This is a genomic window from Burkholderia sp. BCC0398 (assembly GCF_902833245.1).
GTDB lineage: Bacteria > Pseudomonadota > Gammaproteobacteria > Burkholderiales > Burkholderiaceae > Burkholderia > Burkholderia sola.
In genome coordinates this window covers 143,524-165,004 of sequence record NZ_CADFEM010000005.1, presented here as the reverse complement: position 1 = coordinate 165,004, position 21,481 = coordinate 143,524, and the positions used below count along the sequence as shown (strand labels likewise).

Below are 21,481 nucleotides of genomic sequence, written 5' to 3'. Positions count from 1 at the left end.
GATGACGCCCGACGCCGCCCGCTCGCGCAGGCGCACTGATCGATACAACGCGGGCCGCTGTCCCGTCGCCGCGGTGATCCCGAATCAACCGGCGACGCCGCCGCGAGTCAGCCCGAAAATGAAATCGGCTTCGACCGACGCGCCCTTCGGCAATTGCAGCACGCCGACCGACGAACGCGTATGGACGCCGGCGTCGCCGAGCACCGCGACCAACACGTCCGATGCGCCGTCGGCCACTTCGCTTTGCATCGTGAAGCCGGGCGCGCTTCGCACGTACACGGTCATGCGCGGCACCGTTGCGATCGCATCGAGCGTGCCGCACTGCTTACGGATCAGCGCCAGCGCGCGCAGCGCGGAAATGCCGGCCGCGCGGCGGCCGTCTTCGAGTGAAACGGATTCGCCGACGATACCGACGAAATGCACGACTTCCCCGATTCGCGGCACCTGGCCGGCAATGTAGGCGGTGCTTCCGTCGATCACGACCGGCGTGTACTTTCCGCCGATCCTGATCGTTTCGTCCGGATCGAATCCGAATTCGGCTGCGACCTGTTTCAGCTTTTCATCCCTGTTCATCAGTGAATTCCCCAATCCCTCTGAAAAAAGATAAAGAATAATTGAGTCTCCGAAGCTTGTCCCGCACGAGAAGATCGGACGCAAACGATCCCGCCGAGCCACTTCTCAGGTGTTCGAAGCAGTCATCCATTGCGATATCGACAATGGAATTCGTAGTCGGAGCAATTTTCTTCATTATTTCAGCTGAAACCGCTATCATGTATGGACACAACCTGAAGAGTGATATATGGCAACTTACAAGGAACTGAAAGCCCAAATGGATGCTTTGGCCGAGAAAGCCGAAGCAGCGCGCGCCGCTGAATTCCAGGCGATCGTCGACGACATCCGCACCAAAGTCGCGGAATACGGCATTACCGAAAAAGACATTTTCGGTACGCGCCGCGGTCGGCCGGCCAAACAGGCGGGCGCCCCCGTGCAGGCCAAGTATCGCGATCCGAAGACCGGGGCCACCTGGTCGGGCCGCGGTCGCGCGCCCGCATGGATCAAGGATGCGAAGAATCGCAATCGATTCCTGATCCAGGAATAAGATTCCCCGCATGGGCCGGCGCGTGATTCAACACGCTGCCCGGCAAGTTGGGCATTGATTGGGGGCATCGATACCGGCGGTATTCCATGGCCGCTCCGGTTGACGAGGTTTTGCCCGATCGGCGTGTCGTGCACGGATTGATCCACCGACCGTGCCGCACGCCCATCCTTTCTTCAGCGTTCGTAATAGATCGCAAGCCAGACGGTTTGCAATTCGTCATGCGTCCATGCGACACGATGACGGCAATGCGGCTCGATCAGTACGTAATCTCCGGCGCGCATATCGAGCCGCGTCGCATTCTCTTCGAATTCGAGCACGGCCGCGCCGGATAGCAGCACGACCCATTCGGCCCGCGGGTCGTCATACCAGAACCCGGCCGGGCTCGCATGCCCCATCGACACGATTCGCTCGACATTCACGCGCGAGTTCTCGACGAGCATGTCGATTCGCTCGTCGCCGCCGCGCCGCCCTTCGACGCTGAATAAATTACCGGTTTGAAGTTGCATGGCTTCGCCTCGTCGTTGATCTTCGGGTAAAGGATGCAGATTTAAACGCGACGGGGAAATAGTCGCTGCAGCCTGACGTCGCCCAGGTTTGCGCGTGCATCGTTAAAAACCGTATCAAAAAGATGAAGAATGACGGCGACTTCATCGGCGCAGATTCGTTGCGGCGGTAAAGCACGCATCGGGATTCTTTTAGCGACGTGCGCGCGCCGGGACACGTCATTTCGATAAAAGCCGGTCGACATCCTGCCGCCCTATGCAGCGTCGGGCCAGGGCCTGTTCACGCTAATGGCGGGCTTGCGAACGCGTCTCCGCCAACGCATTTTCCGTTCGCTGGCTGGCATGAGCAAGCATCGGCAAGACCATGCATTCTCTATGTCGATTCGAGATGGCGTCTGCCCCATAAGCGACAATATCGTCTTGGGCGTCGATATCGATAGCGAGCGTCGACGAAGTACCGGCCCCCGTCAAACCCGCCCCCTCAACCACCCCAACAACGCCGCCTGCGCACTCCCGTCCGCCACCGGCGCCGGCGTCAACAGGTAGTAATCCGATCCATCCTCGACGAACCCCATTGGCGCAACCAGCACACCGCTTTCGATGTCGTCGCGCACCAGGTGCCACGGCCCGATCGCTACCCCCAGCCCCGCGACGGCCGCTTGCAGACTGAAATAGAAATGATCGAACTTCTGCCCGTGCCCGTTCACGGCCGGCTGATTCGCCGCCCCCGCCCACGCGTTCCATGCGTCCGGCCGGGTCCGCGTATGCAGCAGCGCAGCGTCGGGCTTCAACGTGCGGCCGCCGCGCCGCGACGCAAACCACGCACCGACCTTGTCCGGCCGGCAAACCGGCGCCACCCGCTCGGCGAACAGATGCTCGGCGTGATATCCCGCCGGCCACGCGAAATCGTTGCGACGAATCGCCATGTCGACACCGCTGTCGAACGAGAACGGCCCGCCCGCGGCGGCCAGATGGATATCGACGCCCGCGTGCCGCGCCTGGAAATCCGGCCAGCGCGGGATCAGCCAGCGCATCAGGAGCGTCGGCTCGCACGACAGCACCGAACGCCGCGCACGGGCGGCCTCGGCGCGCAACGCGTGGGCGGCGTGACGCATCAGGCCCAGGCCGTCATGGACGGCCTGCGCGAGTGTGCGGCCCGCTTCGGTCAGGAACACGCGACGGCTGCGCCGCTCGAACAGCGCCACGCCCAGATCGTCCTCGAGCAAGCGCACCGCGCGGCTGACCGCGCCATGGGTCACGCACAGCTCGTCGGCCGCGCGACTGAAATGCTCGTGACGCGCCGCGGCCTCGAAACAGCGCAGCGCCATCAGCGACGGCAGGTTCGTCCGAATCGATAGTGATTCAGACTCACCATTCTGGTCAGAAATCATCGTTTTTCCTGATGAAGCACGATCGATACGATTGTGCCATCAACCTATCCTTCGCAGGAACAACGCCATGACCGAATTGATAGTCGTAGTCACCATTACGCTGCTCGCCGTCGTCAGCCCGGGGCCGGACTTCGCGATGGTCACGCGCAACAGCCTGATGCTGTCGCGTCGTTCCGGCGTGCTCACCGCATGCGGGATCGGGCTCGGCGTGACGGTCCACGTGAGCTACACGCTGCTGGGCGTCGGGCTCCTGATCCGTCAGTCGCTGTGGCTCTTCGATGCCGTCAAGCTGATCGGTGCGATCTACCTGGTCTACCTCGGTGCAAAGATGCTCATGACGAAAGCCGGCAGCGTGCAAGCCGACACGAGCGTCGCGCCGCTGTCCGATCTCGCCGCGCTGCGCACGGGCTTCCTGACCAATGCGCTGAACCCCAAAACCACGGTGTTCATCGTCAGCCTGTTCATGCAGGCAGTCCGGCCCGACACGCCGTTGATCGTGCAGATCGGCTACGGCGCGTTCATCGCGGCCGCCCATGCCGGCTGGTTCAGCCTCGTGGCGATCTGTTTCTCGGCCACGGCTGTCCGCGATCGCCTGCTGTCGCTGCGGCACTGGATCGATCGCACGTTCGGATGCCTGCTGGTGGGCTTCGGCGTCGCGCTCGCCGTCGCACGCGGCGGGCGCTGACGCTCGACCCGCGCCGGGTGCACCGCGCCGGGTGCACCGCGCCGGGTGCCCCACGCCAGCAACGTCAGAACGTCGGTGCGATCGCTCGTGCTTCGTCGATCGCCCGGCTCCGGTCGACCCGCCCGTCCGGACCGAACAACGTGCGCTCGACGACGATCCCCGTGATGTCCGTCACGCCCACGAACTTGAGCCACGTTTCCATGTAAGGGCGCTGCAGATCGAATTCGGCGGCCGGCGTAAACGAACCCGGCGACTGATAGGCAAGCCCGCGCGCGTAGACCACCGCCGCCTTTTTCCCGACCAGCTTGCCGGTGAAACCCGTTCCGTCGAACGTGAACAACACATCCTTCTGCGAGATCACGTCGATCAGGTGCTTGAGCTTGTACGGAATGCTGAAATTCCACAGCGGCACGCCGAACAGGAACTTGTCCGCTTCGTGGAACGGCGCCGCGAGCCGCTCGATCTGCTGCCACGCCGCCGCCTGCTCCGACGTCAACGCCGTGCCGCTCAGTCCGGCATATTTCGCGGCCAGCGCGGCGCCGTCGAATTCGGGTATCGGCAGATCCCAGATATCGAGCGTCCGGATCTCGTGATCGGGATGGGCCTGCCGGTACGCGTCGAGAAATGCATTGCACACCTCGATGGACGCCGAATAGGCCTTGTTGGGTGAGCCTTCGATATAGAGCACGCGTGTCATGGCGTCGGTCCTTGCCAAGAGTGACGACGGCGCGCCGGATGCGCGCTCGCCCACTTCGCTTCGCAGCCTATCGGGTCGTCCTATAATCCGGAAACGATATTAATTGATCAGATTAACCCGGATTGGTGATAAATGAATGCTCCCCTCGACACGGCGCTGCTTCATACATTCGTTGCGGTTGCCGACGTGCGCAGCTTCACCGGCGCCGGGCGTCGGCTGAACCTCAGCCAGTCCGCGGTCAGCGCGCAAATCCTTCGTCTCGAGGAACAGGTCGGCCAGGCGCTGCTCGTGCGCAACACGCGCAGCGTCACGCTCACCGGGCATGGCGAGACGCTGCTCGGCTACGCGCGCGCGATGCTCAATCTGAGCGAGGAAGCGCGGGCCAGGCTGGGAACGGGTGACGCCACCGACGTCAAGCTGCGGATCGGCGTGTCGGAGGACTTTGCAGGCGGCTGGCTGCCGGACCTGATGCGCCGCCATGGCGCCGCGCGGCGTGGCCTGCGGCTGGATCTGGTCGTCGACATCGGCGACAGCCTGTTCCGGCGGCACGCCAACGGCGAATTCGATCTCGTGATCGGCAGCCGGTGCGCGCACGCGGGCCACGGCGCGACGTTGTGGCACGAGCCGCTCGTCTGGGCGTTCGCGCGCCACGAGCCGCTTCCGGAAGGCGACGTGCCGCTCGCGTGTTTCCCCGATCCGTGCCCGTACCGCGGCGCCGCCATCACGGCGCTCGCGCTGGCCGGCATGCGCTACCGGATCGCGTGCGAAAGCCCCAGCGTGACCGGCATCCGCACCTTCGCACGCGCCGGCATCGCGATCGCGCCGGTGCCGCGCAGCGCGATCGACGACACGCTTCGCGAACTGGGGTTGCCCGAAGGCTTGCCGGAACTGCCGGAGATGGAATTCGTGATGATGCACGACGCGCGGATGCCGGCGGCCGTCGAATTCGCGGCGACGATTCTGGACGAAACCGCTGCCCGCACGGGCGCGGGCAAGCGCAACCGGGTGTAGCGGTAGCGCCCGCGAGCGTATTACCGGGACGGGTACCGCGCCCCGCCGGGCTCGAATGGTTGCTGACGTGCTCCGTTCAAATCACCTCGAAGCGCAACCCGGCATGGCGCACCAGACGCTCGATATAGCGTTCGTCGAACATCGTCGCAGGTGTCCAGAACCCGCCACCGCGTCCGGTCTTCACGCCGTCACGGCTGCAATCGAGTGCGAGACTGATCGCGGCCTGACCGAGCATCTTGCCGGTGGAGCCATAGCCCGGATCGCGATCGCCGGTGACTTTCACACGCAAGCTTCGGCCGTCGTCGGCGCGGCCGAAGAAGCGCAAATCGTAGCGGCCGGCCTGTTGGGCGTCCACGCTCGGCCCTTCGCCGGGCTTCGGCAGCAGGAAGCGCTCCATCAGGCCGCGCACCGGCCCGATGAGGACGCCGACCATGAATGCACCGAGGCCCGCCACCATCGTCAGCGCGGTCATGCGCCCCTTCAGACCCGTGCCCGTCATCACGGCTTCGTCATAGGTAAAGCGGCTGCCGTACGCATGGCCGGCCAGCGCATTGGAGCGATGCACGACACGCTCGTTGATCGCCGCCATCACGAACGGCGCGATCCACGCATCGCAGTCGCGATCGAATTCGGCGGATCGAACCGCATGCTGCCGCACGGTGAAACCATGCCGTTGCGGGCACAACGAATAAGGATCGAGCAGTTCGCGGCGCAATGCCGGATCGGCCGCCGCTTCTCGCACCACGTTGATCACGCTGGCCACGGTGCCGCCCGATGCACCACCCTTCAGCGTTTTCACGCGCATCTTCACGTGAGCGGCCGGCACGCCCCACTGCTGCCGAGCCTGTTGCTGCAGGAAAAACACGCCCATGTCGGACGGCACCGAGTCGAAGCCGCAGCAATGCACGATGCGCGCGCCCGATTGGCGAGCCGCGGGCTCGTACTTGTCGATCATCCGCTTGATCCACTGCGTTTCGCCGGTGAGATCGCAATAGTCGGTGCCGGTCTGCGCGCAGACCCGGACCAGCGGCTCGCCGTACAGCGCGTAGGGGCCGACCGTGGACACCACCACCCGCGTTTGCGCGCACAGCGCCCGGAGTTGCGTCTCGTCGGCCGCGTCGGCGACGATGATCGGCACCGACTGCGCGGCCCCGCCGAGCGTATCCCTGACCTGCCTGAGCTTCGCGTCGGATCGTCCCGCGATCGCCCACCGCAGCGTTTCGCCGGCACCGGCGTACGGCAGATAGTCGGACAGATAGCGGGCCAGGATCTGCCCGACGAAACTGGTGGCGCCGAATACGACGAGATCGTAGGTCGGTTGCGGCATGGACGACTCCTTCGGTGCGCGCACGTCGCACGCATCCGTATCGTTAGCGTGGCTTTCCGGGTTCATCGAAGGCCGTCAACGACGTCGGCAGATTGAGCACCAGTTGCGCATCCTTGACCACGTCGAGACGCATGATTGTGGATGCGCCGAGCCCGTCGAGCAACTGGCTGAGCGGCCCACCGTGCCGCACGAGTTCGACGTTGCGCGGCAACAGGCGCTGCGCGAACGACAGCATGTTGGTCTGCACCGACGCCTGATGCCATGCGCCGTCGATGCGGTTGACCATCGTCGTCGTGCCCATGTGCGATTGCGACGGCACGCTGGTCAGCACCGGCAGCGGCACGCTCAGGCTCAGATCGGTCGGCCGCCCGGCCTCGCGACACGCGCGCGCGCCGTGGCGCCGATGCTCACGTCGGTATCCGCAAATCGGTCGTAGTACCCGCCCTCGGGCACGTCGACCGTGTGCGGCCCGAATTCGACCTGTGTAAAACGCCTGTCCATGTTCGTTGTCTCCCGTCGATGGTCGACCAGTGACAGGCGAGATCCGAAGCCTGCCGATTCACTGTCGTCGGCAAGCACTCTAAGCTTCAAGTCGACTTCAAGGTCAAGGCGACGAGTAGAGGAACCTGTCGGACTACGGCGGCGCACCTTTCAAGTCGGTCCTTGCGGGAATCAAACAGGACGATCATCGCGCATAGGGACGATCAGCCGCCGTCGGCAGCGTTGGCTTATAGTGCCGCTTGCCCATTCAACGAGGAGAACAGTCATGAAACTGCAGGCCAGCGGTCCGTTCGAGGTGAAGCTGAATCCGGAACCCCTGAGTCACGTCGCGGAAAGCAGCGGGCTCGGCCGCATGTCGCTGGACAAGCATTTTCACGGCGATCTGGAAGCCGTCAGCCAGGGCGAAATGCTCGCGTTTCGCAGCAGCGTTCAGGGTTCGGCCGGCTACGTGGCGATGGAAACCGTCAAAGGCGTGCTCGGCGGACGCAAGGGCAGCTTCGTCCTGCAGCACAGCGCCACCATGACGCGCGGGCAGCCGACGCAGTCGATCACGGTCGTGCCCGATTCCGGCACGGACGCATTGCTCGGGCTGTCCGGCACGATGCTCATCGATATCGATAACGGCCAGCACGCGTATCGCTTCGACTACACGTTGCCGGACGCACCGCAATAAGCGCACCCGTCACGCGAACGCCGCTTCGCGCAGCCGGAACTGCGCGACCGCCGCGCTCAGCCGCGCGCCCTGTTCGTCGAGCGACAGTGCCGCGGCCGCCGCCTCCTCGACCAGCGCGGCATTGCGTTGCATCGTCTGCTCCATCTGGATCACCGCGGCGTTCACCTGCTCGATGCCCGACGACTGCTCGTCGAATGCCTGGCTGGTTTCGCCCATGATCGCATTGACGCGCTCGACCGCCGCGACGAGCTCGGCCATCGCCGAGCCGGCCCGTGCGACGAGGCCGCTGCCGTCTTCGACGCGTCGCGCGGAATGACCGATCAGCTCGCGAATTTCCTTCGCCGCCGCCGCACAGCGCTGGGCCAGCCCGCGCACCTCGGTCGCGACGACCGCGAACCCGCGCCCCTGCTCGCCCGCGCGCGCGGCTTCGACGGCGGCGTTCAACGCGAGGATGTTCGTCTGGAACGCGATGCTCTCGATCACGCCGACGATGCCGGAGATGCGCGTGGAGCTGGTCGAAATTTCCGACATCGTCTCGACGACGCGCTGCATCGCTTCGCCGCCGCGCGACGCGATGCCGGCCGCGCCCTCGACGTACGTGCGCGCATCGCGCGCGTTGTCCGCGTTCTGGCGCACGGCCGCCGTCAGTTGCTCGACGCTCGCGGCCGCCTGCTGCAGCGACACGGCCTGCTGCTCGGTACGCGCGGACAAATCGACGTTGCCGCTCGCGATCGTGCGCACGTCGCCGACGATCGTCTCGGTGCTCGCGCGCACCTGGCTCACGGTATCGACGAGGCCGTCCTGCATCCGCTTCAGCGCATTCAGCAGATACGCCATTTCATTGTCGCCCGGGACGACGACCGCGCCGGTCAGGTCGCCCTTCGAGATTTTCTCGAACTGGTCGACCGCGAGGTTGATCGGCTCGATGATCGCCTTCGCGAGTACGCGTTGCGCCACGAACCCGACGACGAGCGCCAGCGCCGCGACCGCGCCCATCCCCCACACGATCCGGTGGAAATTGACGCCGGCCGCCTCGTAGCGCGCCTTCTGGCGCGTGACCTGGAACGATTCGAGCGCATCGATCGCCGCCTGGTACGCGGCGAACAACGCAGGCGGCGCCGTGCGCTGCGTGTCGAGGAAGTTGAACGCGTCGTCGCCGTCGAGCTGCGACAGCGCCTTCAGGAACACGCGGTCGAGCAGCGCGCGACGGTGGTTCTGCAGCGTGTCGAACAGCGCCTGCTCGCTGGCGTCGCGCGCGTGCAGACGCGTGTACGCGTCCAGTTCGTCGTTGCTCTGCTTGAGCAGTGCGTGAAGTTGCGCGACTTCGTCCTTCGCGGGCTGGCCGGCACTGATGATCTGCGCGACGTCGCTCATGCGTTCGCGCAGCACCAGCATTCGCTCGGAGCTGGTCTTCAGGTGCAGCAGCGACGCGGTGTCGTCGCGGTACATCGCCTCGAGCGAGCCGTTGCCGACGTAGAGCGCCGCGATGCAGGCGCCGACCACCAGCACGAGCAGCACGGTATAGCCGGCGATGGTCGCGACGAGGCCACCACGGATAGTGAGTTGTTTTCGCATGACGTTCCCTTGAGCCGGCCGGGCACGGCCAGCGGCGGATGTGAATTCCGGAACACGAACGACGCGCGCCATCACGCAGTACGCGGCGCGGGGGCTGCGAACGGGTTAACGGCGCAGGGAACGGGCGGCTTTTATCCGCAAGCGACGCGAATCTTGACGATTGCGACAGGGGAAGGGGGAAGCAGCGCGGCTACCGGCCGCCGCCGAGCCTGGAGCGAATCTGCCGACAGGTCGCGCTGGTGCGTGGCGATCTGCCAAACGTTTCCGCACGCGTACTACACCATTGCCCGCCTGTCGCCGTAGGGCATGTCGGCAGGCGGCTCCAGCGGGATCACCGGCATCGCGTCACGCGTCGGTCTCGTAAAACAGCCCGTATTCGCCGTTCGTTCGCCTGATTCGCGCGAACCCGGGCTCGCCCAGATGCATGCCGGCGATCAGCAGCCCTTCCGCGCTGACCCGATCCAGCAGCCGCGAACGCGTGGTCGCCGCCTGCGACGCGTCCTGGTCGAACGCAATCGACACATCCGGCCGCTTGATCTGGATATGCGGAAAATGCACGATATCGCCCCACACGAGCAGGCCCTGATCGCCGGATTCGAGCACATAGCCGGTATGCCCGTCGGTATGCCCAGGTAGCGGTATGGCTGTGATTCCGGGCAGCACCTCGCCTTCATCGAACGTCCGCAGCGCATCGCCGTAAGCGTCGAATGCGTGACGCGCGATCCGGAAATTGCCGCGCGCGCGCTCGCTGGCGCGGCTCAGGTTGCCGTCGTCGCGCCAGAATTCGACCTCGCGTCGATGCGCGACCAGTTCCGCATTCGGAAACGCCGCGTGTCCGGCCGCATTCACCAGCCCGCCGACGTGGTCGGGATGGGCGTGGGTGAGCAGGACGGTGTCGATCGCGGCAGAATCGATACCGGCGAGCCGCAAATTGCCGTGCAGGCGGCCACCCCATTCCTTGATGCCGCCCGCTCCGGCATCGATGAGAATCGTGCGGCCCGCGCCGCGCACCACGTAGCAGTTGATATGCACGGCGGACGGCTGCTGCTGCCCGGCCGCGCGCTGCATCCCGGCAGCGTCGGTCGCGTCGATATTCGACAGGAAATCGAGGCTGGCCGTGAGGTAGCCGTCGCTGATCGCGGTGATCGTGAAATCCCCGACACGCCGGCCGGGAAACGTAACGTTGGACATCATGCTTCTCCGCAGCGGCTAGTTTCGGGCGTGCAGGTCCGGCGCGGCATGACCGAAGCAACGGATGCGCGCCGTCAGCCCCGTGCGGCGAACGATCGCGCGATCCAGTGCCTCCATGAACGCGTTCATGACCGCGGGCGGACGAGACGACGCCACGCGATACCGGATTTCCGCGAAAACGGGATGCCCGCAGCCGTGCCGGACCGCCACGTAAATGATGTGGACATTCCGCTGTTCCGCCTGAAGGACATCCGTACAAAGTTCGATGCAGTCGCCGGACAGTTCGGCGAGGCTTGCGTCAGGCGGCATGCGTTCCGCATCGATATGGAAAGTCACGTTAGGCATCGCGGGCGGCCTTCGTCAGTTGCTCGGTCATCGGTGCGTACAGATCAAGGTCGGCCGGCACGTTCCCGGCAAGCGGCGCATCGCTGCGCGGCAGGACCGCGAGCCAGCGGCGCGCCGGACACTGCTCCAGCGCGACGGCCTGCATGGCCAGCGGCTTCAGGCCCAGTTGGATCAGCGAGTCGGGCCCGCTGGCGCTCAGCACGAGCAGTTCGTCGGCATTGACCGCCGGCGCACGACCGATATCGCTATAGAGGTTGCGGTGCCAGTCGGTGATGTGCTGCTGCCACCGCGCGAAATGGCCGCCGCCCTTCTGCCGATATTCATCGCCGGTCAGTACGTCGAGGCCGTCGATCGTGTGAACGGCCAGATAGACGGGGCAACCGTCGCTGATCGCGCTGAAACGCTGCGACGTGTGAAAACCGGCCACCGAGATGAGCGCCGGCAGCTTGTCGAGGTTGTAGAAGTCGTTCCATTCGGCTTCGCTGGCAGGGTCGGCGAAGCTGCATTCCACGGTGTAGATCATCGGCTTGTCCTTCGCTTCGAATGCGGGATATTCAGTGCAGTGACGTAATGCTAATCTGCGGTTTCCCGCGTAGATATCGACTTAAAGTCAGCCTTCAGTGATATTTGATCAAGCTGACGGTCGAACGCGCTCCGACCGGCGAGAACCCGATGCGACGCAAGATCCCGAGCAATTCCGCGCTCCTGGCCTTCGAGGCCGCGGCCCGACACGGCAGCTTCGCCCGCGCCGCCGACGAGTTGGCGCGCACCGAGGGCGCGGTCAGTCGCCAGATCGGCCGGCTCGAGGCGTTCCTCGGCGTGACGCTGTTCGAGCGCGTCGGCAACCGCGTGCGGCTGGCGCCCAACGGCACGCGATACGCGGTACAGGTGCGCGAGATTCTGGATCGGCTCGAACGGGACAGCCTGTATCTGATGGGGCAGCCCGTCGAAGGCGCGAGCATCGATATCGCCGCGATTCCAACCTTCGCGACCCGCTGGCTGATCCCGCGGCTGAAGCGCTTTCAGGCGCGCCATCCGAACGTCACCGTGCATATCGCCGAACGGATGGAGCCGTTCCTGCTGGCCGGCAGCGGATTCGACGCGGCCATTCACTTTGCGCATCCGGCCTGGGCCGGCATGCATCTGCATCCGCTGCTGGAAGAGGTGCTGGTGCCCGTCTGCAGTCCGGCGCTGCTCGAACGCGCCGGCGCCAATCCGTCGCTGGATGCGCTGCCGCGCCTTCACCGGCGGCAGAATCCGGATGCGTGGCAGCGCTATGCGCAGGAGACCGGCATCGTGCTGACCAATTCGGCGGTCGGCCCGCGATACGATCTGCATTCGATGCTGATCGAGGCCGCGCTGGCCGGCCTCGGCGTCGCGCTGGTGCCGCGCCTTTACATCGGGGCCGAGCTCGAGCAGGAGCGTCTGGTCGCGCCCTGGCCGGACGGCAAGGCGGTGACGAAAAACTTCTGCCTCGTGCTGCCGGAGCCGATCGAATTGAGCGCGGCGCCGGTGCGGGCGTTTGCGGAGTGGGTGCTTGACGAGGCGCGGGATTCGGCGTGTTGATGCAGTGCCCGACGTTCATCGCCACACGGATTCGGAAAATCCTGCCCTCCTCCGCTAATCGAGGTACGGCTCCAACACGCCCCCGATCCAGTCCATGAAAGCCCGCACGCGCGGCGAAAGATTGCGCCGATGCGCGACGACGAGCGACGCGGCAAGCGGCTCGGGCCGCAAGTCGGGCAGCACCTCCACGAGCGCGCCGCTTTCGATGTGATGCGCGAGCGCCGAATAGCCGGCCTGGATCAGCCCGATGCCCGCCAGCCCCGCCGCGTGATAGGTCTGCACGCTGTTGACCTGCATCGCGCTGGGCAACGGCAGCCACGCATAGCCGTCGCCGTCCGGGTATTCCCATCCGGGATGCCGCGCGCCGAGCGTCAGCGTGTAGTGAATCATCTTGTGCCCCTGGCTGCGCAGATCGGCGAGCGTATGCGGCACGCCGTGCCGCGCGAGATAGTCGGGGCTCGCCGCATTCGTCATGCGCAGCCTGCCAAGCGGCCGCGCAATCAGCGTCTCGTCGGCGATCGGGCCGAGCCGGATCACGCAATCGAACCCTTCCCGAACGAGATCGACACGCCGGTCGGTGCTCGAAAGCTCCAGCTCCAGATCCGGATGCGCGGCCATCAGTTGCGGCAGCGCCGGCACCACGACGCTGCGCGCGAGTTCCGTGGGCATGTCCACGCGCAACCTGCCGCGCAGCGAGGTACCGCGCCCCGAGAACATCGACTGCAATTCCTGCACTTCGGCGAGCAGATCGGTTGCGCGCGCATAGAACGCGCGTCCGTCTTCGGTGAGCTGCACGCGTCTCGTGGTCCGATGCAGCAGTGCGACACCCATGTCCCGTTCGAGCGCACGGATAACCGTGGATACCCGTCCTTTCTGAATGCCGAGGCTTTCGGCGGCACGCGTGAAGCTCGCCATTTCGGCGACACGGGCAAAAATCAAAAGCGCGTCAAGGTTCTGCATTGTTCATCCGGAAAGTAACAGAACGTTCAATCTGTCGTCGTTTATCACCGGATTGCGGCTCGGTAGAGTGACTTCCCACGTCGTCTGAACGACAACCCGAACGAAAGGAAACCCTCATGGATCAACAACTCGACCCGCCGGCCAAAACGGTCGTCGTCTATCACTCCGGCTACGGCCATACGCAACGCATGGCCGCCGCTGTCGCGGACGGCGCCGGCGCCGCACTCGTCGCGATCGATGCCGACGGCAACCTCGCCGACGACGCGTGGCACACATTGGCCGCCGCCGACGCAATCCTGTTCGGCTCGCCGACCTACATGGGCGGCCCGAGCTGGCAGTTCAAGAAGTTCGCGGATGCATCGTCGAAGGTCTGGTTCGAAAGCGGATGGCGGAACAAGATCTTCGGCGGCTTCACCAACAGCGCAAGCGTCAACGGCGACAAGCTCAATACGCTCGAATACTTCTTTTTGCTCGCCGGACAGCACGGCGGCATCTGGGTCAGCATGGACATCAAGCCGGCGAATCTGAAAGCGTCGACGCGCGACGACCTGAACCGCATGGGCGCCTACATCGCGCCGATGGCGCAGACGCCGGCCGATGCGTCGCCGGAAGAGATGTCGCCGGGCGATCTCGAAACGGCCCGACGCTATGGCGCGCGCGTCGCGGGGATTGCCGGGCAGGTGCGGGCCGGCCAATCACGCGCCAACTAACATTCCGACGTTCATGCGGGGCGCCACCGGCCGACGCCCCGCATCGTGTGCGGCCGATTCTGAAGGGCGCTGCAATGAAATACAAGCAATTGGGCCGCACCGGCCTGCATGTGTCCGAGCTGTGCCTCGGCACGATGACGATGGGCGGCAACGCGGATGCCGGCACGTGGGCGGTGTGTCGGTCGCGCGGATCGCGCTCGCGTGGTTGCTCGTCAAGCCGGCGGTCACGAGCGTCATCATCGGCGCGAAGCGGATCGACCAGCTCGACGACAGTCTCGGCGCGGTCGATGTCGTCCTGACCGACGATGAACGGGCGCGTCTCGATGCCGTGAGCGCGTTGCCGCCCTGCTATCCCGGCTGGATGATCGCGCGTCAGGAAGCCGGCAGGGTTCCCGCGCCGTTCACGCGCGGCGCGGCGCAACAGGATCGGCGGCGCATCACTTCGGAAACACGCCCTTGCTCATCGCATCGAGCTGCCGAACGATCTCCGCGCGCAATTCGGCCGATACGTCGACGCTGTCGAGCAACTCCGAAATCCACAACCCGTCGGCCGCGAGCCGGCAGATCATCAGCGTCGCGGCGCGCTCGAGCGGCACCGGGTCGGGCCGCGTCCATTCGCGCATCGGCACCGACCAGCGCGCGCGCGTGTCCTGCTCGGTGATCATCGACGCGACCAGCACGCGCAGCACCTCGATACTCGCGGCGGGATTGGCCGCATCGAGCACCGCATGCAGATATGCGCGCGCCGCCGCGCCGTCGCCGCGGAAATCGGCCGCCAACCGCGCGGCCAGTTGCGCGCCGAACCGCTCGGTCGCCTGCCCGAACAGCGCATCCAGCAGCCCTTGCTTGTTCGCGAAGTGATATTGCAGCGCGCCCTTCGTCACGCCGGCACGCTCGGCCACCGCGTCGAGCGTCAACGCGGCCACGCCGTGATGCGTCGCGATCTCCGACGCGGCCGCCAGCAATTGCGCGCGCACTTGGTCCGGCGCTTTTTTTCGCCGCACGCCGGCCACAAGTACGGCCGGCGCCGATGATCCTTCAGGCACCCGTGCGTCGGGTGTTCCAGCCGGTTCGACGGGCGCGGACACGTCGCGCGGCGCGGGTTCGAGGCGTTTTTTCATGGTGCGGATGGTAGCATCCAGGCGTGTCGATATAAACATTCCGGCTGGATGGTATGATCCGCCGCATGAACAAAATGGCCCCCTCTCCCTGGTCCGCGCTCGACACTGCAATCGCCCGTGGACGCGACGCACTCGTACGCCTTCAGCAGCCCGACGGCAGCTGGTGTTTCGAACTCGAATCCGACGCGACGATCACCGCGGAATACATCCTGATGATGCATTTCATGGACAAGATCGACGACGTGCGCCAGGAGAAGATGGCGCGCTACCTGCGCGCGAACCAGCGGCTCGACACGCACGGCGCATGGGATCTGTACGTCGATGGCGCGCCGGACGTGTCGTGCAGCGTGAAGGCGTACTTCGCGCTGAAGGCGGCCGGCGACAGCGAACAGGCGCCTCACATGACCCGCGCGCGCGACGCAATCCTGAAGCTCGGCGGCGCGGCACGCTCGAACGTGTTCACGCGCATCCTGCTCGCGACGTTCGGCCAGGTGCCGTGGCGCGCGGCACCGTTCATGCCGATCGAATTCGTGCTGTTCCCGAAGTGGGTGCCGATCTCGATGTACAAGGTCGCGTACTGGGCGCGCACGACGATGGTGCCGCTGCTGGTGCTGTGCTCGCTGAAGGCGCGTGCGCGCAATCCGCGCAACGTGTCGATCCGCGAGCTGTTCGTCACGCCGCCGGAACAGGAGCGCGAGTACTTCCCGCCCGCTCGCGGCATGCGCCGGCTGTTCCTCGCGCTCGACCGCATGGTCCGCCCAGTCGAGCCGCTGCTGCCGAAGCGCTTGCGGCAGCGCGCGATCCGGTATGCGGAGACGTGGTGCGCGGAACGGATGAACGGCGAGGACGGCCTCGGCGGCATCTTCCCGCCTATCGTGTACAGCTACCAGATGATGCAGGTGCTCGGCTACCCGGACGACCATCCGCTGCGGCGCGATTGCGAAAACGCGCTGGAGAAGCTGCTGGTCACGCGGCCGGACGGCAGCATGTATTGCCAGCCGTGCCTGTCGCCGGTGTGGGACACCGCGTGGAGCACGATGGCGCTCGAACAGGCGCGCGGTGTCGCGGCGCCGGAAGCCGGCGAAGCGCCCGGCGCGCTGCGCGAGCTCGATGCACGCATCGCACGCGCGTATGACTGGCTCGCCGAGCGGCAGGTGAACGACCTGCGCGGCGACTGGATCGAGAACGTCCCGGCCGACGTCGAACCGGGCGGATGGGCGTTCCAGTATGCGAACCCGTACTACCCCGACATCGACGACACGGCGCTCGTCACCGCGATGCTCGATCGCCGCGGCCGCACGCATCGCGATGCGGACGGCACGAACCCGTATGCGGCGCGCGTCGCCCGTGCACTCGACTGGATGCGCGGGCTGCAATCGCGCAACGGCGGCTTCGCGGCGTTCGATGCGGACTGCGACCGGATGTACCTGAACGCGATTCCGTTCGCCGATCACGGCGCACTGCTCGATCCGCCGACCGAGGACGTATCGGGCCGCGTGCTGCTGTGCTTCGGCGTGACGAAGCGCGCGGACGACCGCGCGTCGCTCGCGCGCGCGATCGACTACGTGAAGCGCACGCAGCAGCCCGACGGCAGCTGGTGGGGCCGCTGGGGCACAAACTACCTCTACGGCACGTGGAGCGTGCTGGCCGGCCTCGCGCTCGCCGGCGAGGACAAGTCGCAGCCGTATATCGCCCGCGCGCTCGACTGGCTGCGTACGCGGCAGCATGCGGACGGCGGCTGGGGCGAAACGAACGACAGCTACCTCGATCCGACGCTGGCCGGCACGAACGGCGGCGAGAGCACGTCGAACTGCACCGCGTGGGCACTGCTCGCGCAGATGGCGTTCGGCGACTGCGAATCCGATTCGGTGAAGCGCGGCATCGCGTACCTGCAGTCGGTGCAGCGGGAAGACGGCTTCTGGTGGCACCGCTCGCACAATGCGCCGGGTTTTCCGCGCATCTTCTACCTGAAGTATCACGGCTATACCGCGTACTTCCCGCTGTGGGCGCTCGCGCGTTATCGGCGGCTGGCGGGCGCGAAGGATGCGGGCGCAACCACGTCGTCCGCGTCCGGCGCACCCGCCGCACGCGCAACGGACAGCGCGCTCGCCTGAGCCGGAGCGCCGGCACGCGTGACGGCGTCCGGCGCGCTCAAAACGACTCCCGTCCCCTTCCTGCCTACGCGTCGCGCGGCGCCCGCATCCTCGCGAACGCATCGCGCAAATCCGCGCAAAACGCGTCGCCGATCATCGACAGCGGCTGCGACGCGGACGTCACCAGGTAGAAGTGATCGGGCACGGCCGGCTCGAACGGCTTGACGACCACGCGCGGGCCCGCGTATGCGGCGGTCACCGGATCGATCAGCGCGACGCCGGCGCCGTTCGCGACGAACGCGACGATCGTCCGCGACAGCTGCGCCTCGATCGACAGCACGCGCGACACGCCGGCTTCGACGAACACGCGGTCGATCGCGCTGCGCGCCTCGAAACTCGGCGGAAACGAGATGAACGATTCGTCGCGCAGGTCGGCCGGCTGCACGACGCGCTTGCGCGCGAGCCGATGCCCGCGCGGCACGACGCAGCACATCGCGCTTTCCGCGAGCCGCTCGCCGCGCACGGCCGGATGCGGGACGGGTTCGGCGATCAGCCCGACGTCGCATTGCCCCGACGCGACCTTGTCGACGACGGTGGACGCACTGTGCGCGAGCAGCGTGATGTCGACACCCGGATGCGCGTGCGAGAAGCGCGTGACGAGTTCCGGCAGCAGGTCGAGCGCGACGGCGGGCGAACCGGCCACGCGCAGCGTGCCGCGCCGCATCGCGCGGATCTGCTCGGCGGCCTGCGCGACGCGGTCGAGGCCGACGAACGCGCGTTCGACCTCCTCGTACAGCACGCGCGCCTGCGCGGTCGGCGTGAAGCGCCCCTGCTGCCGCTCGAACAGCACGAAGCCGATCCGCGCCTCGAGATCGGCGATCAGCCGGCTCACGGCCGGCTGCGAGATATGGAGATCGCGTGCCGCGCGCGTGACGGTATGGCGCTGCATCACCGCGCGAAACGCTTCGATCTGGCGAATCCTGAGCGAAGGCGTGGTCATAACACTGGATTATGGGTCGTTGATCAAGCTGTATTGGACAGCCCATTTTGCCTGTCCGAACATTGGTTCCGCAACGTACTGAAAGCAAGGAGCCGCGCCGCCATGGGATATAACACGCAACCGCCTCGCCCGCGACACCGGAGTCGCGCATGACCGTGCGCCGTTTCGACGTCGTCGTGGCCGGCGGCGGTCTCGTCGGCATGGCCATCGCGTGGGGCATCGCGCGTCTCGGCCAGCGCGTCGCGGTGTGCGACGGCGACGACATCGCGTTTCGCGCGGCGCGCGGCAATTTCGGGCTCGTGTGGGTGCAGGGCAAAGGCGGCCGCTGCCTGCCGTACGCGCGCTGGTCGTGCGAATCGTCGGCGCGCTGGCGCGCATTCGCCGCGCAGTTGCAGCGCGAAACGGGCGTGGACTGCGCGTTCGAACGCCCGGGCGGCGTCGAGCTGTTCGAGCATCGCGCGGAGCTCGACGGCGCGACCGAGCTGCTCGAATCGCTGCGCCGGCAGGACGCCGCGCTGTCGTACGAGGTGCTCGATCCCGCGGCGCTGCGGCGGCGCATTCCCGCGGCGTCGCCATCGCTGGCCGGCGCGCTGTGGTCGCCGAACGACGGTCACGCGAATCCGCTCTACACATTGCGCGCGATGCTGCACGCGTTCCAGCAGTGCGGCGGCGTCTATCTGCCGCGCAGCGAAGTCGCCGAGATCCGCCCGCGCGCCGGGCGCTTCGAGATCGACACGCGCGACGCGCAACTCGAAGCCGGGCGCGTGGTGCTCGCGGCCGGCCTCGACAACGCGCGGCTCGCGCCGATGGTCGACCTGCGCGCACCGATCTCGCCGTTGCGCGGCCAGATCATGGTCACCGAGCGCCTCGCGCCGTTTCTCGACTATCCGACGCTCGTCGTCCGCCAGACATCGGAAGGGTCGGTGATGCTCGGCGACTCGGCCGAAGACGTCGGCTTCGACGACGGGCAGACGCGGCCCGCAATGGTCGACATCGCGCGCCGCGCGCGCACTTCATTCCCGGCGCTGGCCCATGCACGCATCGTGCGCGCATGGGGCGCGCTGCGCATCATGACGCCCGACGGCCTGCCCGTCTACGAGGCGTCGGCCACGTATCCCGGCGCGTTCATCGCGATCTGCCACAGCGGCGTGACGCTCGCGGCGACCCACGCCGATCTCGTCGCGCCGTGGATCGCCGGCGGCGCCGCGCCGGCCGACCTGTCCGCCTTTACCACCGCGCGCTTCGCCGCGCCCACGGAGGCCCGGCATGTTTGAATCCCTCGTTCCCGCCGCCGCGACGCTCGAACGCGTGCGCATCCATATCGACGGCACGCAGCACGACGTGCCCGCGCACGACAGCGTCGCGGCCGCGATGCTCGCCGCCGGTTCGGCCGCGTGCCGCACGAGCGCGGTGAGCGGCGCGCCGCGCGGCCCGTTCTGCATGATGGGCGTGTGCTTCGACTGCCTCGTCGACGTCGACGGCGTGCCGAACGTGCAAGGCTGCATGACGCCCGTCGCCGACGGCATGCAGGTGCGCACGATGCACGGCAAGGCGAGGCTCGCATGACGCGCCGCCAGTGCGACCTGCTGATCGTCGGCGCCGGGCCGGCCGGGATGGCGGCGGCGACTGCCGCGCGTGCGACCGGCTTGTCGGTGGTCGTCGCGGACGAAGGGCGCGCGCCCGGCGGCCAGATCTACCGCAACGTGGCCGACGCGCCGGCGCCGCTCGCGCAATGGCTCGGCGCCGACTACACGGCGGGCCGCCCGCTCGTCGACGGCCTGCTCGCGAGCGGCGCGCATTACCTGCCGCGCAGCGTCGTGTGGCAAATCGCGTTCGAGCCGGAACCCGTCGCGATGCTCACGCAAAGCAGCCCGTCGCGCGGCACGCTCGAAATCGGCGCACGTGCGGTGTTGATCGCGACCGGCGCGCAGGAGCGGCCGTGGCCGGTGCCGGGCTGGACGTTGCCCGGCGTGATGGGCGTCGGCGCCGCGCAGACGCTGCTGAAAGCGTCGGGCCTCGCACCATCGGCCGACGCCGTGCTCGCGGGGAGCGGCCCGCTGCTGTGGTTGTTCGCCGCGCAATTGCTGAATGCCGACCGGCGCGTGCGCGCGCTGATCGACACGACGCCGCGCGACGCGTGGCGCCGCGCGCTCCCGCATGCGCTGCCGGCGCTGCGCGGCGCCGACTATCTGCTCAAGGGCTGGCGCATGCTGCGCGCGGTGCGCGATGCCGGGATTCCCGTGTATCGCCGCGCGACCGATATTCGCATCGACGGCGACGACCGCGCCGAACGCATCCGCTTTCGCGACGCGCAGGGCGTCGTGCAAACGCTCGACACGTCGCTCGTGCTGCTGCATCAGGGCGTCATTCCGTCGACGCAGCTCGCGCGTTCGCTCGGCTGTGCGCACGCATGGGACGAATCGTCGGCGTGCTGGCGGCCACAGTGCGACGCGCGCGGCCGCAGCAGCGTGCCGCACGTGTGGATCGCGGGCGACGGCGCGGGCATCGGCGGCGCGCGGGCGGCGGCGCTCGCCGGCGAAGTGTCCGCGCTCGACATCGCCGCGCGACTCGGTGCACTCGACGCGCAACGCCAGGCCGCACGCGAACGCCCGGTGCTGCACGCGTTGCGCCGCCATCTCGCGGTGCGCCCGCTGCTCGACGCGCTGTACACGCCGCCCGCCGCGCTGCGCCGCCCCGACGACGACACGATCGTGTGCCGCTGCGAGGAAGTCACGGCCGGCGAAATCCGCCAGCTCGCGGCGCGCGGCTGCCAGGGGCCGAACCAGATGAAGGCGTTGACGCGCTGCGGGATGGGCCCGTGCCAGGGACGCTGGTGCGGCACGACGGTCGGCGAACTGATCGCCGACGTGCAGCAGCGCAGCGTCGGCGACGTCGGTCACTACCGGATTCGCGCGCCGATCAAGCCGGTCACCGTCGGCGAGATGGCCGACGCGCTCGACCTGTCGAACGATTTTCAGCGCGGCGAATTTCCGAGCTGACGCGCCCGCCCACTCTTCCCCACACGAACGGAGC

General features: G+C 67.0%; 22 protein-coding genes and 2 pseudogenes. 11 read left to right on the top strand and 13 right to left on the bottom strand.

The window, feature by feature from the left end; translation table 11 throughout:
* Window positions 1-84: 84 nt before the first annotated feature.
* Window positions 85-573 carry a RidA family protein gene (locus HWX76_RS12625; RefSeq protein ID WP_089490114.1) on the bottom strand — a complete coding sequence of 163 codons (489 nt, stop codon included), beginning with the start codon at window positions 571-573 and terminating at the stop codon, window positions 85-87.
* Window positions 574-799: 226 nt separating this feature from the next.
* On the opposite strand from HWX76_RS12625, the gene HWX76_RS12620 reads away from it, so the two are divergent.
* Complete coding sequence (locus HWX76_RS12620; protein WP_050013598.1) at window positions 800-1,099, top strand: H-NS histone family protein; 300 nt, start codon at window positions 800-802, stop codon at window positions 1,097-1,099.
* Window positions 1,100-1,272: 173 nt separating this feature from the next.
* Here the strand turns inward: HWX76_RS12620 and HWX76_RS12615 are convergent, their stop codons facing one another.
* Window positions 1,273-1,605 carry a cupin domain-containing protein gene (locus HWX76_RS12615; protein WP_050013599.1) on the bottom strand — a complete coding sequence of 111 codons (333 nt, stop codon included), beginning with the start codon at window positions 1,603-1,605 and terminating at the stop codon, window positions 1,273-1,275.
* Between the two features lie 464 nt (window positions 1,606-2,069).
* Window positions 2,070-2,993, bottom strand: coding sequence for a LysR family transcriptional regulator (locus HWX76_RS12610; RefSeq protein WP_089490115.1), 924 nt, complete (start codon window positions 2,991-2,993; stop codon window positions 2,070-2,072).
* 67 nt (window positions 2,994-3,060) lie between these two features.
* On the opposite strand from HWX76_RS12610, the gene HWX76_RS12605 reads away from it, so the two are divergent.
* Entirely contained in the window at window positions 3,061-3,678 is a 618-nt protein-coding gene (locus HWX76_RS12605) for a LysE family transporter (protein WP_089490116.1), read from the top strand.
* 64 nt (window positions 3,679-3,742) lie between these two features.
* On the opposite strand, the gene HWX76_RS12600 is transcribed toward HWX76_RS12605, so the two are convergent.
* Window positions 3,743-4,375, bottom strand: a complete 633-nt coding sequence (locus tag HWX76_RS12600; RefSeq protein WP_124630048.1) for an NAD(P)H-dependent oxidoreductase — start codon at window positions 4,373-4,375, stop codon at window positions 3,743-3,745.
* 132 nt (window positions 4,376-4,507) lie between these two features.
* Here HWX76_RS12600 and HWX76_RS12595 point away from each other — a divergent pair, with 132 nt between their 5' ends.
* Window positions 4,508-5,386, top strand: a complete 879-nt coding sequence (locus HWX76_RS12595) for a LysR substrate-binding domain-containing protein (protein ID WP_175975996.1) — start codon at window positions 4,508-4,510, stop codon at window positions 5,384-5,386.
* A 76-nt stretch (window positions 5,387-5,462) separates the two neighbouring features.
* Here HWX76_RS12595 and HWX76_RS12590 read toward each other — a convergent pair whose 3' ends face one another.
* Together HWX76_RS12590 and HWX76_RS12585 are read right to left on the bottom strand one after the other, a co-directional pair.
* Window positions 5,463-6,713: a saccharopine dehydrogenase NADP-binding domain-containing protein gene (locus HWX76_RS12590; RefSeq protein WP_176015871.1), complete on the bottom strand. Its 1,251-nt coding sequence runs from the start codon at window positions 6,711-6,713 to the stop codon at window positions 5,463-5,465.
* Window positions 6,714-6,756: 43 nt separating this feature from the next.
* Window positions 6,757-7,136: pseudogene (locus HWX76_RS12585) on the bottom strand (acetoacetate decarboxylase); the annotation flags it as partial.
* Window positions 7,137-7,479: 343 nt separating this feature from the next.
* Between HWX76_RS12585 and HWX76_RS12580 the strand changes: the two are divergent.
* A complete protein-coding gene (locus HWX76_RS12580) occupies window positions 7,480-7,887 on the top strand; it encodes a DUF3224 domain-containing protein (protein WP_089490120.1) in 408 nt (135 codons plus the stop codon).
* Window positions 7,888-7,896: 9 nt separating this feature from the next.
* On the opposite strand, the gene HWX76_RS12575 is transcribed toward HWX76_RS12580, so the two are convergent.
* The 4 genes from HWX76_RS12575 to HWX76_RS12560 form a co-directional block, all read right to left on the bottom strand.
* Window positions 7,897-9,462 (bottom strand): methyl-accepting chemotaxis protein, encoded by a 1,566-nt coding sequence (locus tag HWX76_RS12575; protein ID WP_124555112.1) that lies wholly within the window; start codon window positions 9,460-9,462, stop codon window positions 7,897-7,899.
* A 345-nt stretch (window positions 9,463-9,807) separates the two neighbouring features.
* Window positions 9,808-10,653 (bottom strand): MBL fold metallo-hydrolase, encoded by an 846-nt coding sequence (locus HWX76_RS12570; RefSeq protein ID WP_176015870.1) that lies wholly within the window; start codon window positions 10,651-10,653, stop codon window positions 9,808-9,810.
* Between the two features lie 18 nt (window positions 10,654-10,671).
* On the bottom strand, window positions 10,672-10,998 hold the full coding sequence (locus tag HWX76_RS12565) for a hypothetical protein (protein WP_176015869.1): 327 nt from the start codon (window positions 10,996-10,998) through the stop codon (window positions 10,672-10,674).
* Window positions 10,991-11,521 (bottom strand): sugar ABC transporter, encoded by a 531-nt coding sequence (locus HWX76_RS12560; protein WP_176015868.1) that lies wholly within the window; start codon window positions 11,519-11,521, stop codon window positions 10,991-10,993. The genes HWX76_RS12565 and HWX76_RS12560 overlap by 8 nt, the downstream gene beginning before the upstream one ends.
* A 149-nt stretch (window positions 11,522-11,670) precedes the next feature.
* Here HWX76_RS12560 and HWX76_RS12555 point away from each other — a divergent pair, with 149 nt between their 5' ends.
* Window positions 11,671-12,564 (top strand): LysR substrate-binding domain-containing protein, encoded by an 894-nt coding sequence (locus HWX76_RS12555; RefSeq protein WP_176015867.1) that lies wholly within the window; start codon window positions 11,671-11,673, stop codon window positions 12,562-12,564.
* Between the two features lie 54 nt (window positions 12,565-12,618).
* On the opposite strand, the gene HWX76_RS12550 is transcribed toward HWX76_RS12555, so the two are convergent.
* Window positions 12,619-13,524: a LysR family transcriptional regulator gene (locus HWX76_RS12550; RefSeq protein ID WP_050013609.1), complete on the bottom strand. Its 906-nt coding sequence runs from the start codon at window positions 13,522-13,524 to the stop codon at window positions 12,619-12,621.
* 116 nt (window positions 13,525-13,640) lie between these two features.
* Between HWX76_RS12550 and HWX76_RS12545 the strand changes: the two genes are divergently transcribed.
* Entirely contained in the window at window positions 13,641-14,234 is a 594-nt protein-coding gene (locus HWX76_RS12545; RefSeq protein ID WP_176015866.1) for a flavodoxin family protein, read from the top strand.
* A gap of 172 nt (window positions 14,235-14,406) precedes the next feature.
* A pseudogene (locus HWX76_RS12540) lies at window positions 14,407-14,649 on the top strand (aldo/keto reductase); the annotation flags it as partial.
* Window positions 14,650-14,671: 22 nt separating this feature from the next.
* Here the strand turns inward: HWX76_RS12540 and HWX76_RS12535 are convergent.
* Entirely contained in the window at window positions 14,672-15,355 is a 684-nt protein-coding gene (locus HWX76_RS12535; protein WP_176015865.1) for a TetR/AcrR family transcriptional regulator, read from the bottom strand.
* Between the two features lie 53 nt (window positions 15,356-15,408).
* On the opposite strand from HWX76_RS12535, the gene shc reads away from it, so the two are divergent.
* On the top strand, window positions 15,409-17,469 hold the full coding sequence (gene shc / locus HWX76_RS12530; RefSeq protein WP_124630047.1) for a squalene--hopene cyclase: 2,061 nt from the start codon (window positions 15,409-15,411) through the stop codon (window positions 17,467-17,469).
* A gap of 64 nt (window positions 17,470-17,533) precedes the next feature.
* Here the strand turns inward: shc and HWX76_RS12525 are convergent, their stop codons facing one another.
* The gene (locus tag HWX76_RS12525) at window positions 17,534-18,448 is read right to left on the bottom strand and encodes a LysR substrate-binding domain-containing protein (protein ID WP_089490124.1); all 915 of its coding nucleotides are present in this window, start codon (window positions 18,446-18,448) and stop codon (window positions 17,534-17,536) included.
* A gap of 149 nt (window positions 18,449-18,597) precedes the next feature.
* Between HWX76_RS12525 and HWX76_RS12520 the strand changes: the two genes are divergently transcribed.
* Genes HWX76_RS12520 through HWX76_RS12510 form a run of 3 tightly spaced genes read left to right on the top strand, consistent with a single transcriptional unit; the run spans window position 18,598 to window position 21,447 of the window.
* Window positions 18,598-19,722: an FAD-dependent oxidoreductase gene (locus HWX76_RS12520; protein WP_176015864.1), complete on the top strand. Its 1,125-nt coding sequence runs from the start codon at window positions 18,598-18,600 to the stop codon at window positions 19,720-19,722.
* A complete protein-coding gene (locus HWX76_RS12515) occupies window positions 19,715-20,014 on the top strand; it encodes a (2Fe-2S)-binding protein (RefSeq protein ID WP_176015863.1) in 300 nt (99 codons plus the stop codon). Before HWX76_RS12520 ends, HWX76_RS12515 begins: the two co-directional genes overlap by 8 nt.
* On the top strand, window positions 20,011-21,447 hold the full coding sequence (locus tag HWX76_RS12510) for a (2Fe-2S)-binding protein (RefSeq protein WP_176015862.1): 1,437 nt from the start codon (window positions 20,011-20,013) through the stop codon (window positions 21,445-21,447). Before HWX76_RS12515 ends, HWX76_RS12510 begins: the two co-directional genes overlap by 4 nt.
* Window positions 21,448-21,481 lie beyond the last annotated feature (34 nt).